Annotated in this window: 17 protein-coding genes; 6 read left to right on the plus strand and 11 right to left on the minus strand. The window is 68.4% G+C overall.

All coding sequences use genetic code 11. From position 1 onward, the window contains the following. Window positions 1-5: 5 nt before the first annotated feature. From E0H92_RS19370 to E0H92_RS19385, 4 genes are all read right to left on the minus strand, one after another. Entirely contained in the window at window positions 6-1,310 is a 1,305-nt protein-coding gene (locus tag E0H92_RS19370) for a hemolysin family protein (RefSeq protein ID WP_131290831.1), read from the minus strand. Between the two features lie 7 nt (window positions 1,311-1,317). Continuing rightward, a complete protein-coding gene (gene ybeY / locus E0H92_RS19375) occupies window positions 1,318-1,794 on the minus strand; it encodes an rRNA maturation RNase YbeY (protein ID WP_131290828.1) in 477 nt (158 codons plus the stop codon). Next, complete coding sequence (locus tag E0H92_RS19380) at window positions 1,791-2,717, minus strand: PhoH family protein (RefSeq protein WP_165549887.1); 927 nt, start codon at window positions 2,715-2,717, stop codon at window positions 1,791-1,793. Before E0H92_RS19380 ends, ybeY begins: the two co-directional genes overlap by 4 nt. A 150-nt stretch (window positions 2,718-2,867) precedes the next feature. Beyond that, window positions 2,868-3,815, minus strand: coding sequence for a hypothetical protein (locus tag E0H92_RS19385; protein ID WP_131459150.1), 948 nt, complete (start codon window positions 3,813-3,815; stop codon window positions 2,868-2,870). A gap of 103 nt (window positions 3,816-3,918) precedes the next feature. On the opposite strand from E0H92_RS19385, the gene E0H92_RS19390 reads away from it, so the two are divergent. Together E0H92_RS19390 and E0H92_RS19395 are read left to right on the plus strand one after the other, a co-directional pair. Next, window positions 3,919-4,428: a SigE family RNA polymerase sigma factor gene (locus E0H92_RS19390; protein WP_238151095.1), complete on the plus strand. Its 510-nt coding sequence runs from the start codon at window positions 3,919-3,921 to the stop codon at window positions 4,426-4,428. Next, the gene (locus E0H92_RS19395; protein WP_131497168.1) at window positions 4,425-5,564 is read left to right on the plus strand and encodes a Gmad2 immunoglobulin-like domain-containing protein; all 1,140 of its coding nucleotides are present in this window, start codon (window positions 4,425-4,427) and stop codon (window positions 5,562-5,564) included. The genes E0H92_RS19390 and E0H92_RS19395 overlap by 4 nt, the downstream gene beginning before the upstream one ends. A 7-nt stretch (window positions 5,565-5,571) precedes the next feature. Here the strand turns inward: E0H92_RS19395 and E0H92_RS19400 are convergent, their stop codons facing one another. Together E0H92_RS19400 and E0H92_RS19405 are read right to left on the minus strand one after the other, a co-directional pair. Further along, the gene (locus E0H92_RS19400; RefSeq protein ID WP_131497169.1) at window positions 5,572-6,018 is read right to left on the minus strand and encodes a hypothetical protein; all 447 of its coding nucleotides are present in this window, start codon (window positions 6,016-6,018) and stop codon (window positions 5,572-5,574) included. 95 nt (window positions 6,019-6,113) lie between these two features. Further along, window positions 6,114-6,443: an ArsR/SmtB family transcription factor gene (locus tag E0H92_RS19405; RefSeq protein ID WP_131497170.1), complete on the minus strand. Its 330-nt coding sequence runs from the start codon at window positions 6,441-6,443 to the stop codon at window positions 6,114-6,116. A gap of 62 nt (window positions 6,444-6,505) precedes the next feature. On the opposite strand from E0H92_RS19405, the gene E0H92_RS19410 reads away from it, so the two are divergent. Next, window positions 6,506-6,988: a YybH family protein gene (locus tag E0H92_RS19410; RefSeq protein WP_131497171.1), complete on the plus strand. Its 483-nt coding sequence runs from the start codon at window positions 6,506-6,508 to the stop codon at window positions 6,986-6,988. Between the two features lie 4 nt (window positions 6,989-6,992). Here E0H92_RS19410 and E0H92_RS19415 read toward each other — a convergent pair whose 3' ends face one another. The 5 genes from E0H92_RS19415 to E0H92_RS19435 all read right to left on the minus strand — a co-directional run bounded on the left by E0H92_RS19415 (window position 6,993) and on the right by E0H92_RS19435 (window position 11,975). Next, complete coding sequence (locus E0H92_RS19415) at window positions 6,993-7,709, minus strand: 16S rRNA (uracil(1498)-N(3))-methyltransferase (RefSeq protein ID WP_131497172.1); 717 nt, start codon at window positions 7,707-7,709, stop codon at window positions 6,993-6,995. 281 nt (window positions 7,710-7,990) lie between these two features. After that, window positions 7,991-9,133: a molecular chaperone DnaJ gene (dnaJ, locus tag E0H92_RS19420; protein WP_131459153.1), complete on the minus strand. Its 1,143-nt coding sequence runs from the start codon at window positions 9,131-9,133 to the stop codon at window positions 7,991-7,993. A gap of 37 nt (window positions 9,134-9,170) precedes the next feature. Then, window positions 9,171-10,193, minus strand: coding sequence for a heat-inducible transcriptional repressor HrcA (hrcA, locus tag E0H92_RS19425; RefSeq protein ID WP_131459154.1), 1,023 nt, complete (start codon window positions 10,191-10,193; stop codon window positions 9,171-9,173). 52 nt (window positions 10,194-10,245) lie between these two features. Beyond that, the gene (locus E0H92_RS19430) at window positions 10,246-11,349 is read right to left on the minus strand and encodes a Gfo/Idh/MocA family protein (protein WP_131497173.1); all 1,104 of its coding nucleotides are present in this window, start codon (window positions 11,347-11,349) and stop codon (window positions 10,246-10,248) included. Next, a complete protein-coding gene (locus tag E0H92_RS19435) occupies window positions 11,334-11,975 on the minus strand; it encodes a ThuA domain-containing protein (protein ID WP_238173487.1) in 642 nt (213 codons plus the stop codon). The genes E0H92_RS19430 and E0H92_RS19435 overlap by 16 nt, the downstream gene beginning before the upstream one ends. 93 nt (window positions 11,976-12,068) lie before the next feature. Here E0H92_RS19435 and E0H92_RS19440 point away from each other — a divergent pair, with 93 nt between their 5' ends. The 3 genes from E0H92_RS19440 to E0H92_RS19450 all read left to right on the plus strand — a co-directional run bounded on the left by E0H92_RS19440 (window position 12,069) and on the right by E0H92_RS19450 (window position 14,893). Beyond that, window positions 12,069-12,455, plus strand: a complete 387-nt coding sequence (locus E0H92_RS19440; protein ID WP_131459157.1) for an EF-Tu/IF-2/RF-3 family GTPase — start codon at window positions 12,069-12,071, stop codon at window positions 12,453-12,455. A 23-nt stretch (window positions 12,456-12,478) separates the two neighbouring features. Beyond that, the gene (locus E0H92_RS19445; protein ID WP_131497175.1) at window positions 12,479-13,252 is read left to right on the plus strand and encodes an MBL fold metallo-hydrolase; all 774 of its coding nucleotides are present in this window, start codon (window positions 12,479-12,481) and stop codon (window positions 13,250-13,252) included. A gap of 105 nt (window positions 13,253-13,357) precedes the next feature. Continuing rightward, window positions 13,358-14,893, plus strand: coding sequence for an NCS1 family nucleobase:cation symporter-1 (locus E0H92_RS19450; protein WP_131459159.1), 1,536 nt, complete (start codon window positions 13,358-13,360; stop codon window positions 14,891-14,893). Window positions 14,894-14,897 lie beyond the last annotated feature (4 nt).

Raw genomic sequence — 14,897 nt, forward strand, 5'->3', positions numbered from 1 at the left:
GACGATCAGGCGTGCTGGTGGTTCTGGTCCTGGGGCGCGGGAGTTGGCTCCTCGCGCCGTACGAGAACCGTACCTACCTGGTTGCGGCGGCCGGACGGGCGCTCCGCGGTCAGCGACAATCCCTCGATCGTCACCTCGGCGCCGGGGATCGGGACCTTGCCGAGCAGCTTGGCCATCAGACCGCCGACGGTGTCGACGTCGTCGTCGTCCAGTGGTACGCCGAACAGCTCGCCGAGCTCGTCGATCGGCAGCCGGCTCGACACCCGGTACGCGCCGTCGGACAGTTGCTGCACCGAGTCCGGGTCCTCGTCGTACTCGTCGGTGATCTCGCCGACGATCTCCTCCAGGATGTCCTCGATCGCGACCAGTCCCGCCGTACCGCCGTACTCGTCGACGACGATCGCCAGATGCATCCGGGCCGCCTGCATCTCGCGCAACAGCTCGTCGACGGGCTTCGAATCCGGGACGTACATACACGGCCGCATCACCGACTCGACCCGCTCGGTCGACTCGGCCTGGGCGTTGTCGTACACCCGGCGCATCACGTCCTTGAGGTAGACGACGCCGACGATGTCGTCGAGCGACTCGCCGATCACCGGGATCCGCGAGTACCCCGACCGCAGCGCCAGCGACGTCAGCTGGCGGAGCTTCTTGTGCCGCTCGATGTAGACCATGTCCGTGCGCGGCACCATCACCTCGCGGACGATGGTGTCTCCGAGCTCGAACACCGAGTGGATCATCTGCCGCTCGCCGGACTCGATCACCGCGGACTTCTCCGCGTAGTCGACCAGCGCCCGCAGCTCGGCCTCAGTGGCGAACGGACCTTCGGCGAACCCCTTGCCCGGCGTCAGCGCGTTACCGATCAGGATCAGGAACTTCGGCAGCGGCCCGAGGATCCGGGTCACCGCCATCACCGGACCGGCCGAGATGATCGCGAACCGGTCCGAGTGCTGCCGGCCGAGCGTCCGCGGCGCGACCCCGATGATCACGTACGAGACCAGCACCATCACCACGGCGGTGATCAGGATGTGCTCCCAGGTCACCGAGAGGACCTCGGACAGCGCCTGGGTGACCAGCACGATCGCGGTGATCTCACAGATCAGCCGGAGCAGGAGCAGCGAGTTCAGGTACCGCGGGGCGTCCGACAGCAGGTCCCGCAGCCGGACCGCCCGCAGGTTGCCCAGCTCGACCTGCTCGTTCGCCCGCACCTTCGAGTACGACGACAGCGCCGCCTCGGCCCCGGCGAACAGCCCGGCCAGCAGAACGAGCACCGCAGCCACAACCAGGAGAACAAGGTCGTGGGAAGTCATCGGGATATCACGCCTCTAGCCGGTTTCCAGGTGCGCGCCATGCTTCCAGCAGGCGGCCCTGGATGTCCCACATCTCCGCTTTCTCGGCGGGTTCCGCATGGTCGTAGCCGAGCAGGTGCAGGATGCCATGCACCGTCAGCAGCTCGAGCTCCGCCCACGTACCGTGCCCGGCCTTGGCGCCCTGCGCGGCGGCGACCGTCGGGCACAGGGCGATGTCGCCGAGGTGCCCGAGCGGCAGGTCCTCGTCGGCGTCGCCGTCGGACCCCGGCCGCAGTTCGTCCATCGGCCACGACATCACGTCGGTCGGACCCGGCAGGTCCAGGAACTCGACGTGATACCGCGCCATGGTGTCCTCGTCGACCAGCTTGATCGACAGTTCACACTCCGGGTGCAGCCGCAGCGACGACAGCACGAACCGGCTGAGCCGCATCAGTCCGTGTGCGTCGATCTCGACCCCGGACTCGTTGTTGACCTCGACGTTCATCGGTGGTTGTCAGCACTACCTTCATAGTTTTCGTACGCCGAGACGATCCGGCCGACCAGCTTGTGCCGGACCACGTCGTGCGCGGTGAGCCGGCAGAACGTCAGGTCCTGGACACCCTCGAGGATCTCCTGCACGACCCGCAGGCCGGAGTTCATCCCGTTCGGCAGGTCGACCTGGGTGACGTCGCCGGTGACGACCATCTTGGAGCCGAACCCGAGCCGGGTGAGGAACATCTTCATCTGCTCCGGCGAGGTGTTCTGCGCCTCGTCCAGGATGATGTAGGCGTCGTTCAGCGTCCGGCCGCGCATGTAGGCCAGCGGCGCGATCTCGATCGTGCCGGCGGTCATCAGCCGCGGGATGGACTCCGGGTCGAGCATGTCGTGCAGGGCGTCGTACAGCGGCCGCAGGTACGGGTCGATCTTCTCCGACAGGGTGCCGGGCAGGAACCCGAGCCGCTCGCCGGCCTCGACGGCCGGCCGGGTCAGGATGATCCGGTTGACCTCCTTGGCCTGCAGCGCCTGGACCGCCTTGGCGACCGCCAGGTAGGTCTTGCCGGTACCGGCCGGGCCGATGCCGAACACGATGGTGTTCTTGTCGATGGCGTCGACGTACCGCTTCTGGTTCAGCGTCTTCGGCCGGATCGTGCGGCCGCGGCTGGACAGGATGTTCTGCGTCAGCACGTCGGCCGGGCTCTCGGCCGTGGCCTGCTTGATCATCGCGATACTGCGCTCGACCGAGTCGGCGGTCAGCCCGTGCCCGGTGCGGATCACGGCGATCAGCTCGTCGATCAGCCGCTCGGCCAGGGCCAGCTCGGCCGGCTCGCCGTTCAGCGTGATCTCGTTGCCGCGGACCATGATGTCGGCGGCGAACTCCTTCTCGACGATGCGGAGGAACTCGTCCCGGGCTCCGAGCAGGGCCACCATGTCGATGCTGTTCGGCACGACGATCTTGTGCGACGCCTGCGTGCTGGCGGCTGCGCCTGCAACGGTCCCGTTCGGGCGCGCCTCCGGTTCGATACTGCGTGGCCTGGACAGGCTCTTCCTCCTGAAGACAGGTGATGTGATCCACCCATGCTAGCCGTCCCGTCCGACACCCTCACTCGTAATTCCCCGGGACACGCCTCCGGGGCGCCGCTCGGGCGGTTTCACCGGCGTGGTCCCGGCTGTTGCGTTCGGCGCGAGGATCCCGGTGAGGCGGGCGATCTCGGCCGACTCGGGGCCGGGCTGGATGACTCCGTGCTCGAGAGCGAGCCGGCGGTTCCGCTCGAGGGTCCATTCGCGGCTGGGGTACCAGTTGACGGCGACACCTGACGGCGACGCCTGCAGCATCGGCGCCAGGTCGTTGCGCCGGGCCCGGTCCGCCGCATCGGGAGCCTGGTCGCGGTTGAGCTCGTAACTGCGCAGCATCCGGTACGTCGCCTCGGTCGCGGCGCGCACCGAGCCCGAGGTCGCCGGCGGCGTGTCGAACTCGTCGGAGTGGGTGTTCTTCCCGTCGTCGAGACCCAGCACGTGCATGGGCGTGAACACGTGCAACGACACCACCGGCGCGGTCGGATCGCCGTCGTACACCGAGTCCGCGCGCCAGGCGTGCGCACCGGAGTAGCTGTCCTGCAAGGCGTGTGCGGCCGCGCCGAGATGCCGGAACTCGTCACCCCCGGACGCCTGCGCGAGCTGGTCGTGGATGTACTCGGTGTTGGTCTCCAGGTTGTCGAGCCCCTTGCGGTACGGGTCCGCCATGAAGTGCTCGCGTTGCGCGTTCGGGTTCACGTACGCCGAGTGCGCGGTCGGCCCGGGTCCCACGTACGGCATGGACTTCCCGGATCCGTTGTAGTTCTCGATCATGCCGGCGCCGAGCGGACGGTCCTGATGCGCCTGGGCCCGATCCAGCGCTTCGGCGTACTCCTCCAGGCGCAGGCCGCGGATCGTCCCGTCCGGGCCCGCCATCTGTTCGTACAGCCGGGCGACGGCGGCGTATGTGATGTCGTGATGGCCCCACCACTGACCGTTACCCCGTTGCTCCATAGGCCCAGGTTCGCACTGATTCGGGCCAAGCTGTTGTCAACCTGGGACGGGGTCTTTGCGTCGTCTTTTCGTGGCACAACCGGCCGTGGTGTACGAAGAGTGCGTGACACATGAGTCCTCGTGGGATGCCGACGAGGCGCTGACGGCTGTCTACACCGCGCACTACACCTCGCTGGTCCGCCTCGGCGCCCTGCTGCTGCGTGACACCGGTACGGCGGAGGAGATCGTGCAGGACGCGTTCGTCGCGATGCACGGCCGCTGGAACCGGCTGCGCGACCCGCACAAGGCGCTCGCGTACCTGCGGACCGCGGTGGTGAACCGCTGCCGCTCCCGCCAGCGCCACCTGGTGGTGGTCGACAAGCACACCCCTCGGACCCTGCCCGACGAGCCGAGCGCGGAGCAGGCGGTACTGCGGACCGCGGAGACCGACCGGGTGATCGAGGCGATGCGGACCCTCCCGGAGAAGCAACGCACAGTGATGGTCCTGCGCTACTACGGTGACCTTTCGGAGGCCGAGATCGCGGACACGATGGGCATCAGCCGGGGATCCGTGAAGAGCCACGCCGCGCGCGCGAGCAAGTCGCTGCGCCAGCTCCTGGAGCAGAACGTATGAACGAGAATCCGAACGACCCGTTCGACGAGCTGATGCGGCGGTCCCTCCACGAGGAGGCGGACCGGATCGAGCCGTCCGACGCACTGCCGGAGATCCGCGCCCGCGCGCACGCCCAGCGCCCCGCCGCGCGACGTCCCTGGCTCCTGACCGCCGGCCTGGCCGCAGCCGGCACCGCCGCCGCCATCGGCGCCTTCACCATGCTCAACGGCCCCGAAAACACCGCGAACGACGGCGACGCGGTAGCCGGCCCCGACACCACAACCACCGCGACCGGCCTGCCCGCGAGCCCGACCCCGTCCGAGCTGACCGCCTCCCCCGAACCGTCCCAGGCTCCTACCGAGCCCCGGACCTCCTCCCCATCCACCGCGAAGACCGTGCAGCCGACGGACCGCGGCGTACCGGAACCGGCCGTCAAGAGCGCCGTCGTACCCGTGTACTGGCTCGGCCAGCAGGTCGGCGCACCGAAGAAGCCCTCCGTCCGCCTGTACCGCACCTGGGCCCAGGTCAGCGGCCGCCCGGCCGAGCAGGCGGTCCGCATCATGACCACCAAGCAGCCGAGCGACCCGGACTACTACACGGTCTGGCGCGGCGCGGCGGTCAACACGGTCACCCGCTCGAAGGGCGTCGTCACCGTCGACTTCAAGCAACTACCGACAGCCGCCCTCGACGCCGACCTCGCCAAGGTCGCCACCCAACAACTCGTCTACACCGTCCAGGGCGCCCTCCAGGACGCCGGGGGCACGCGAGTGCAGGTCACTGAACAAGGCAGGACCGGCAGCAAGCTGTTCGGCCAGGTCGACACCAGCCAGCCTCTGACCCGAGCGCAAGCAGCTGAGGTGCAGGCGTTCATCTGGGTCACCGCTCCGGACGACAACGCCGTCGTCACCGCTCCCCTCAAGGTGACCGGCGTTGCCTCCGTCTTCGAGGCCCAACTGAACTGGCGCATCGTGTCGCTCAAGACCCGAGCAGTAGTTGCCAAGGGCGCAGCCAACACCAGCGAGGCCTTCAAGTTCACCCCGTTCGCCTTCAGCGTGACCAAGCTCCCCCCGGGCAGCTACACCCTCGAGGTCTACGAGCTCTCCGCGGAAGACGGAACCATGACCTCAACCGACAGCAAGCAACTGACCGTGAAGTAGGCCGCGATCAGCCGCAGTGCACGGCCTTCGGCGATGATCCAGCCGAAATCTCCCGGCCGCTCCACGTCACCAGTCCGACGAACGACACGCACCTGCCCGAGGTGCTGGTGACGCTGACAGGCCCGGCGTACGACGCGAAGTTTCCCTTGTCCTCGTCCCGCTGATCGAATCCCCCGAAATTGTCGGCACACATGCTGCCGGCACCTCCGGTGCAGCGGTAGACCTTGGCGAGCATGAACTTCGAGACCCCGATCGAAGGCCCGGCCGAGATCGTCTTGACGCAGTTGGTCCCGCCGTTCGAAGAGCTGTAATACAGATCGACGTAGCCGACGACTGTGGTGTTGTACTTCACCGGCACGTGCTCGATGCGGGTGCCGTAGCAACCCGCGATGTGGGTCGCGTTGGCCGGGGCTACTCCTCCGACGAAGCCCGCAACGAGAACAACCGCTGCCATCTGCGTTCCCCCACAGGTCGACATCGACGGCGTGGAGAGACTACGCAGAGACGACGAACGGTAGCCAGCCTTTTGCAGCTTGTGACATCCGGGCTTCAGTCCGCGCGGTCGATGGTGGCTGACAGGAGGCCGGGGAAGGCGGTGTTGAACTCTTCGCGGCGGAGGCGGTTGAGGCGGCGGGCTCCTTCGTCGCGTTGTTCGATCAGGCCGGCGGCGCGGAGTACGGCGAAGTGGTGGCTGGCTGTGGCCTTCTTGACCGGGAGGTCGAAGGTGCCGCAGGCGCGGGTCCAGTCGTCGTGGACGGCCAGGTCACGCAGGATCGAGCGCCGGACCGGGTCCGCGAGCGCGTCGAGCGCGGCCTGCAACGGCACCTCGGCCGGGTCGACGTGACTGAGCGTGCGGGCACGGGCTGACTCCACGGACATGTTCGATCCCTGTCGTACAGTTGTGTTCGGTTCCTGTCTAACAGCTTAGCGAGGGGTTGCGAATGATCGAGCTGGTCGACTACGGGTTCGGTCCGCAGGCGCGGTCGCGGATGGCGGCGGCACGGTCGCCGGGACGCGAGGGTGCGCTCGCGGCGCTGGAGACGTTCTACTACGCGCTGAACAGCAAGGACCTGGAGACGCTGGTCGTGGGCTGGGCGGATGACGGGCTGGTCCAGCTCAACAACCCGATCGGCGGGATCCTGCGGTCGCGGGAGGCGGTGCGGGAGTTGTACGCGCGAGTGTTCGCAGGGACCTTGAATGTCCAGGTGACGTTCGGCGACGCGGCGACGTACTGGCTCGGCGACTCGGTGGTGTTCGCGGGACGAGAGGTCGGGACGTACCAGCATCCGGAGCTCGGGGAGCGGCCGCTGCAGATCCGCACGACACGGATCTTCAGGTACGCCGGCACGTGGCAACAGATCCACCACCACGGCAGCATCGACGACGCCGACGTACTGGCCGGCTACCAGTCCGCCGTCCGCTGAGTCGTCAGGTCCAGCGGGAGCGGGCTAGGAGGGCTGCTGCCGCCGCGACGCCGGCTGTGGAGGTGCGGAGGACCGTGTCGCCCAGGCGGACCGGGTCGATGTCGAATGTCTTCAGTTCGGTTGGGGCGATGCCGCCCTCGGGGCCGATGACGATGACGATGTCTCCCGTTGCGGGTGGTTCGAGGGACGCCAGTGGGGTGGTGGCTTCTTCGTGCAGTACGACGGGGAGCGCCGCGCCGGCGAGCAACTCGGCGACCTCGGCCGTGGTCGCGATCGGGGCCACCTCGGCGAACCAGGTGCGGCGCGACTGCTTGCTCGCCTCGAATGCCCACGCCCGCCACTTCGCGAGCGTCTTCTCGACCCGCTCGGGGTTCGCGCGGAACTGACTGCGTTCCGCGTTCCACGGCACGATCAGGTCGACGCCGACCTCGGTCAGCATCTCGACTGCGAGTTCGGCCCGCTCGCCCTTCGGTACGGCCTGCACCACGACGACCCGCGGATCAGCCCGCGGCGTACTCCCCCGCTCGTCCACCGCGACCGTGACGCCGCCCTTGGAGGCCGCGACCACAGCCCCTTCGGCCCAAGCACCCCGGCCGTCGGTCACCCGAAGGCGTTCCCCCGGCCCGATCCGCCGTACGACGGCCGCATGCCGACCCTCGGCGCCGTCCAGCACCAACTCGTCCAGTCCGAGCTCAGCCCGGAAGAACACCGCCACACCCACCGACCACACCTCCACCCATTCACTCCGACCGCCCGCACTCTCACGCCGCACGACACCAGGGGTCGGGCCTCACCCGGGGCATTTGGTGGGTGGGCGTCCGAGATGCAGGGTTTGCGCCCGGGATCCCGGGCGCAAACCAACACTTTCAGACGCCCACCCACCAAATGCCGCTCTCCTGTCGCCCATGGACAGTAACCGGGTGGGCACACCATCCGGGACCCGGAGACAAGTAATAGCCCCAAATGCCGGGCGGCGCCGAACGGGGCGTGGTGGGGGGCTCGTCAGTGGGTGCCGAAGGCGTCGCGGAGGCGGCCGAAGACGCCCTTGTGGGTGGCTTGGACCTGGCCTTGCGGGCGCTCCTCGTCGCGGACCGCGGCGAGCTGCCGGAGGAGTTCGGCCTGGGCGTCGTCGAGTTTGGTGGGGGTCTCGACGATGACCTGGACGATGAGGTCGCCTCGCCCGGCGTGCCGGAGCCGCGGTACGCCGCGTGCGGTCAGCGTCATCGCCGTACCGGACTGCGTACCGGGCCGGATCTCCAGCGGGGTCGTCTCGCCCTCGAGGGTCGGCAGGTCGATCGTCGTACCGAGCGCGGCCGCCGTCATCGGCAGGGTCACCGTGCAGTGCAGGTCGTCGCCGTTGCGGGTGAAGATGTCGTGCGGCTCGACCTCGATCTCGACGTACAGGTCGCCGGCCGGACCGCCGCCGGGGCCGACCTCGCCCTGGCCGGACAGCTGCACGCGAGTCCCGGTGTCGACGCCGCCGGGGATCTTCACGGTGACGGTACGGCGGGAGCGCACGCGCCCGTCCCCGGAGCACTCGACGCACGGGCTCGGGATCGTGGTGCCGTAACCGCGGCAGTTCGGACAGGGACGCATCGTCCGCACCTCGCCGAGGAACGACCGCTGCGTGTGCGTGACCTCGCCGCGCCCGTGGCAGATCTCGCAGGTGACCGGCTCGGACCCGGCCGCCGCGCCGGACCCGCTACAGGTCGGGCACAGCACGGCGGTGTCGACCTTGAGCTCCCGCGTGGTGCCGAACGCCGCCTCGGCCAGGTCGATCCGCAGCGGGATCAGCGCGTCCTGGCCGCGCCGTGTCCGCGGCCGCGGCCCGCGGGTGGCCCCGCCGGTCTGGCCGAAGAACGCGTCCATGATGTCGGTGAACGTGAACGCCTGGCCGAAGCCGGCGCCGCCCGGTCCGCCGGCCGCGGAGGCGAACGGGTCGCCGCCGAGGTCGTGCATCTGCCGCTTCTGCGGGTCGCTGAGCACCTGGAACGCGCGCCCGATCTCCTGGAACTTCTGGTGCGCGTCCTCGGAGTCGTTCACGTCCGGGTGGTACTGGCGTGCCAGCTTGCGGTACGCCTTCTTGATCTCGTCCGCTGAAGCGTCACGGCTGACACCTAGGACGGCGTAGTAATCGGTGCTCATACTCCAGACCAGGGGGTTGTCTTCATCAGGCTCTGCATCATGATTCGGCCAGGATCTGGCTGACATAACGCGCGACGGCGCGTACGGCGCCCATCGTGCTCGGGTAGTCCATGTGGGTCGGGCCGACGATGCCGAGGGTGGCCAGCGCCTCCGACCGCGACCCGTACCCGGTCGCGACCACCGAGGTGGTGGCCAGTTCCTCGAACGGGTTCTCGTGACCGATCCGAACGGTGAGGGTCTGCGGGTTGGTCGCCTCGCCGAGCAGCTTCAGCAGGATGACGTGCTCCTCCAGCGCCTCCAGCACCGGCTTCACGTTCCGCTCGAAGTCGTCGCCGTACCGCGTCAGGTTGGCGGCTCCGCCGACGGCGATCCGCTGCTCGCCGACCTCGTCGGTGAACGCCTCCAACAGGGTGGTGACGATCGCCGCGACCAGTGACCGGTCGGCCGGCGCGAACTGCTCCGGCACGCCGGCCAGGGAGGTCGTCGCGTCGGTCAGCCGCTGCCCGGCCAGCGCGGTGTTCAACCGGGACCGCAGGTCCGCGATCAGTTGCTCGTCGACGTCGTTCGGGTGCTCGACGAGCCGCTGCTCGACCCGGCCGTTGCTGGTGATCAGCACCAGCAGCAACCGCCGGGGGCTCATCGTGACGACCTCGATGTGCCGGACGCTCGACCGGTTCAGCGAGGGGTACTGCACGATGGCGACCTGGCGGGTGATCTGGGCGAGCAGCCGGACGGTACGCCGGACGACGTCGTCCAGGTCGACCGCTCCGGCCAGGAACGACGTGATCGCCTTCTTCTCGGCGACCGACAGCGTCTTGACCGTGCTCAGCTTGTCGACGAACAGCCGGTACCCGGCGTCGGTCGGGATCCGGCCGGCGCTGGTGTGCGGCTGGGTGATGTACCCCTCCTCCTCCAGCGCGGCCATGTCGTTACGCACGGTGGCCGGCGAGACGCCGAGGTTGTGCCGGTCGACCAAAGTCTTCGAACCGACCGGCTCATGGGTGGCCACGTAGTCCTCGACGATGGCGCGGAGCACATCCAGCTTGCGTTCGTCGAGCACGCGCACCACCCTCTCCGACTGTCCTTGGCACTCAATCGTTCGGAGTGCCAGTCTAGGCGGTCTCGGGCGACGCTCCCAACGGAACGGCCGCGGGACGTGTCACGGTGCTGGCCACATCGAGGGGCTGGTCCTGTACGGCGGAGTCCACGAACGACTCCAGTACGTCGAGCACGTGGTACGCCAGCTCGCCGCTCGCGCGGTGCTGCTCGCCGGTGCGCAACGCCCGGGCCATGTCCGCGACACCGACCCCACGGCCGGCTCCGGCGTACCCGCCCGCGACCGGTACCTCGGTCCACTCGCGCTGCTCCGGAGTCACGATCTCGACGGTCCCGTCGAACCCGTTCGGGTCCGGAACGGACAGGCTGCCGTCCGTACCGTGGACCTCGATCCGCGGCAGCCGCCCGGCCCACACGTCGAACGACATCAGCACTGTGGTCAGCGCGCCCGACTCGTGCTCCAGTACGCCGGTGACGTGCGTCGGGACCTCCACGTCGAACACAGTCCCGGCCCGTGGTCCGGTGTGGATCGTCCGCTGCTGTTTCGCCCGGCCTGCGCGGGCCGTGACCCGGACGACCGGACCGAGCAGGGTGACCAGGCTGGTCACGTAGTACGGGCCCATGTCGAGGACCGGTCCGCCGCCGGGCTGGTAGTAGAACTCGGGCGCCGGGTGCCACAGCTCGTGGCCCGGCGTCACCATGAACGCGGTCGCCGCGTGCGGGGTGCCGATGTCACCGCGGTCGATCACCGCACGAGCCGTCTGGGTCCCGGTGCCGAGCACCGTGTCCGGTGCGCAGCCGATCCGGAGGTCGTTGGCGGCGGCGTACTTCAGCAGCGGCTCCGCTTCGGCGCGGTCCATCGCCAGCGGCTTCTCGCCGTACACGTGCTTGCCGGCTGCCATCGCCGCCTGGTGCACGGCGGCGTGGGCGGCGGGGATCGTCAGATTGACGACAATCTCAATGTCGTCAGCCGCGTACAGCTCTTCCGGCGACGACGCGCGGATGGCTGGGTTCTGGTCGGCAATCGTTTGAGCGCGGGCGAGGTCCAGGTCGGCGACCGCAACCACGTCGACGCCCGGAAGCTTGCCCAGGTGGTCGAGGTACGTGCCGGAGATGACGCCGGTGCCGACGATGCCGACGCGGGTCACTTGCTCGCCCACAGCAGCCCCCGCTCCACGATCGTGCGCACCTCGGGCGTCTCCAGGTCGTCGAGCTTGTGACCGACCGTGCAGACGAAGACCTTGCCCTCGCCCCAGGTCCGGGTCCAGACGGCCGGCATCACGGCGCCCTCGATCCACGGGTAGTCCGGGTGCGAGTCGAACGTGGTCGTCGCGAGCACGTTGTTGGTCGGGTCGTAGTGGATGTAGTACTGCTCGGTGTGCACGTCGAAGTGCGTGATGCCGTCGACAATCGGATGGTCGGCAATCACGTTGACGCGGTAGTCGGTGAAGCCGTGCGGGTGCGAGATGAACTGCCCGCCGGTGATGAAGCTGTAGTCCACGTTCTTCCGGAACGAGTCGGCGATCCCACCGTGCCAGCCGGCGAACCCGGTGCCGCGCCGGATCGCCGCCTCCAGGCCCTTGAAGTGGTCCGGCTCGATCTCGCTCATCGTCACGCACTGCACGATCAGGTCGACGCCGTCCAGCTCCAGGTACGCGGCGGTCGAGTCGGAGACCGTGACGTCGTACCCGTTCTCCTTCAGGAACGGGATGAACAGGTCGGTCGCCTCGACCGGCGAGTGCCCTTCCCAGCCGCCCCGGACCACCACAGCACGTCGTGTCGTCACACCGGCCACCCTTCGAAAGTTTCGGAGTTCCGATCGGAACACTTGCGACCTTAAGTCGCGAGCAGATGGCTTGCCAACCGTTAGTGTCAAGGGATGGGCTGGAAGTTCTGGAAGCGGTCGAACCCGATGGATCCGCAGGAGATGCTGGCGCGCGGGCATGCGGAGCCGAACAGTTTTCCGGGGCCGCCGCGGCCGCAGGACGGCTTGCCGGTGGGGTCGTTCGGGATGACGGTCGAGGACGTGTTCTCGATCACCGGCCGGGGCACCGTGGTGACCGGGCGGGTGCAGGCCGGGACGGTGACGGTCGGCGAGCAGGTGCTGCTCAGCCGGGCCGGGCAGCCGCTGCTCCAGGTCGAGGTGACCGGGGTCGAGATGTTCCGCAAGACCGTGCAGACCGCGGCGGCCGGCGACAACGTCGGGCTGCTGCTCCGCGGCCTCGCCAAGGATCAGGTGGCCAGGGGCGACGTACTGAGCAAGTAATCGGGGCAAGTAACCTCAGGATCATGAGCGCTTGGGCCGAGATCGGCGATCGCACCTGGGTTCGCCGGTACGACGAATGGGACCTGAACGTCGGCCTCGTCGTCGGAGCCGAAGGCGCGCTGGTGATCGACACGCGCGCCACGACCGAAGAGGCCGAGCAGCTCCGCGAACACATCCGCGAGCTGACCGACGCACCGGTGAAGTGGGTCGTCAACACCCACGCGCACTTCGACCACGTGGCCGGCAACAGCGTCTTCACCGACGCGACGGTCTACCTGCACGAGAACGCCGCTACCGAGGAGAAGCTCGCCGGTACGACGTTCTCGGTCGCGAAGGTCATCGACCTCGGCGACCGTCGCGTCGAGCTGCTGTACGTCGGCAACGGGCACACCTCCGGCGACATCGTGGTCGGCGTACCGGACGTGAACGTGTTCTTCCTCGGCGACCTGATCGAGGAGTCGGCGCCGCCGTCGTACGGCGAGGACTCGTTCCCGCTCGAATGGCCGGACACGGTGCAGAGCGCGATCGGCATGATGACCGCGGACGCGACGATCGTCCCGGGGCATGGTGCCGTGGTCGACATCGCGTTCGCCACCGACCAGGCGATCGAGCTGGGCAAGGTCGCGAACACGATCTCGACGCTGCACCACGCCGGCACTCCGCTCGACAAGGCGCTCGAGCACACCGAGGACTGGCCGTGGCCGGTCGACAAACTCCAGGACGCCATCCGCCGTGGCTACCAAGCTCTCGGTACGCCGCAACGCCCGAGCCTCCCGCTCCTCGGCCTCTCCGACTGAGTGCACGAACCTGTGCCCTTTCGGTAGTTGTTTGTTGACACGAAGTCATCCGGTCGCGCAACTTGTTCGGAACGGACATCGCCCGACCGGATGGGGTGGAACTACATGGCCACGACCGAACAGACGGTTCACCCCGACGGACGCGTCGAACTAGCTGATCCCGCCGTCCTGGCAGACAGCGCGTACGCCAACGCGGAGCTCGCCCCGACCCGGTTGCCCGAGCGCACCTGGACGACGTACAACTACGCCGCGCTGTGGATGGGGATGGCGCACAACATCCCCAGCTACCTGCTCGCGTCCGGCCTGGTCGCGATCGGGATGAACTGGCTGCAGGCGTTCCTCACGATCACCCTCGGGAACCTGATCGTCCTGGTTCCGCTGCTGCTGAACAGTCACGCGGGAACGAAGTACGGCATCCCGTTCCCGGTCTTCGCGCGGGCGTTCTACGGCGTCCGCGGCGCGAACTTCCCGGCGCTGCTGCGGGCCTTCATCGCCTGCGGCTGGTTCGGGATCCAGACCTGGATCGGCGGGCAGGCGATCTACGTGATCGTCGGCGAACTGTTCGGCAAGGGCTGGATCGAGGCGTCCGCGATCGGCGGGCACCCATGGACGCTGTGGCTCAGCTTCGGTTTCTTCTGGGTGCTGCAGATGGTGCTGATCTTCCGCGGGATCGAAGGACTGCGCCGGTTCGAGAACTGGGCGGCGCCGCTGGTGACGGTCGCGTTCGTGGCGCTGATGGTGGCGATCCTGGTGAAGGCCGGCGGGTTCGGGCCGATCCTGTCGCAGCCGTCGAAACTCGGCTGGGACGCGGACTTCTGGAAGATCTTCGCGCCGTCGCTGATGGGCATGATCGCGTTCTGGGCCACGCTGTCGCTGAACATGCCGGACTTCACCCGGTTCGGGAAGGGCCAGCGGCAACAGGTCTGGGGCCAGATCATCGGCCTGCCGACCACGATGTCGTTCATCGCGCTGGTCTCGATCATCACCACGTCCGGCACCGTCGTGCTGTACGGCTCGGCGATCTGGGACCCGGTCGAGCTCACCCGCCGGTTCGAGAACCCGGTGATCGTCACGATCGGCCTGGTGATGGCGATCCTCGCGACGATGTCCTGCAACGTCGCGGCCAACGTCGTGAGTCCGTCGTACGACTTCGCGAACGCGCTGCCGCGATGGCTGAACTTCCGGACCGCGGGCCTGCTGACCGGCGTGATCGGCATCGTGATCCAGCCCTGGCGGCTGATCTCGGACCCGTCGATCTACATCTTCGTGTGGCTGTCGTTCTACGGCGGTCTGCTCGCGTCGGTGGCCGGCGTCCTGATCGCGGGCTACTGGGTGATCGACCGGACGAACCTGAACCTCGCCGACCTCTACCGGCCCGGCGGCCGCTACTGGTACGCGTCCGGCTGGAACTGGCGCGGTGTCGTCGCCACGCTCCTCGGCTCACTGCTCGCCGTCGGCGGCGCGTACTCGAACCCGGGCGCGGGCCCGTTCCCCGCGGACGGCCTGATCCCGTTCCTCAAGCCGCTGTACGACTACTCCTGGGCTGTCGGTCTCGTCGTCGGCTTCGTGGCGTACCTCGCTCTCACACTCACCGCGCCGAGCCGCCAGTCGACGGCCACGCATGCCGCTCCCACTTATTAGAGTT

The organism is Kribbella speibonae (assembly GCF_004331375.1).
GTDB classification, from domain to species: Bacteria; Actinomycetota; Actinomycetes; order Propionibacteriales; family Kribbellaceae; genus Kribbella; species Kribbella sindirgiensis.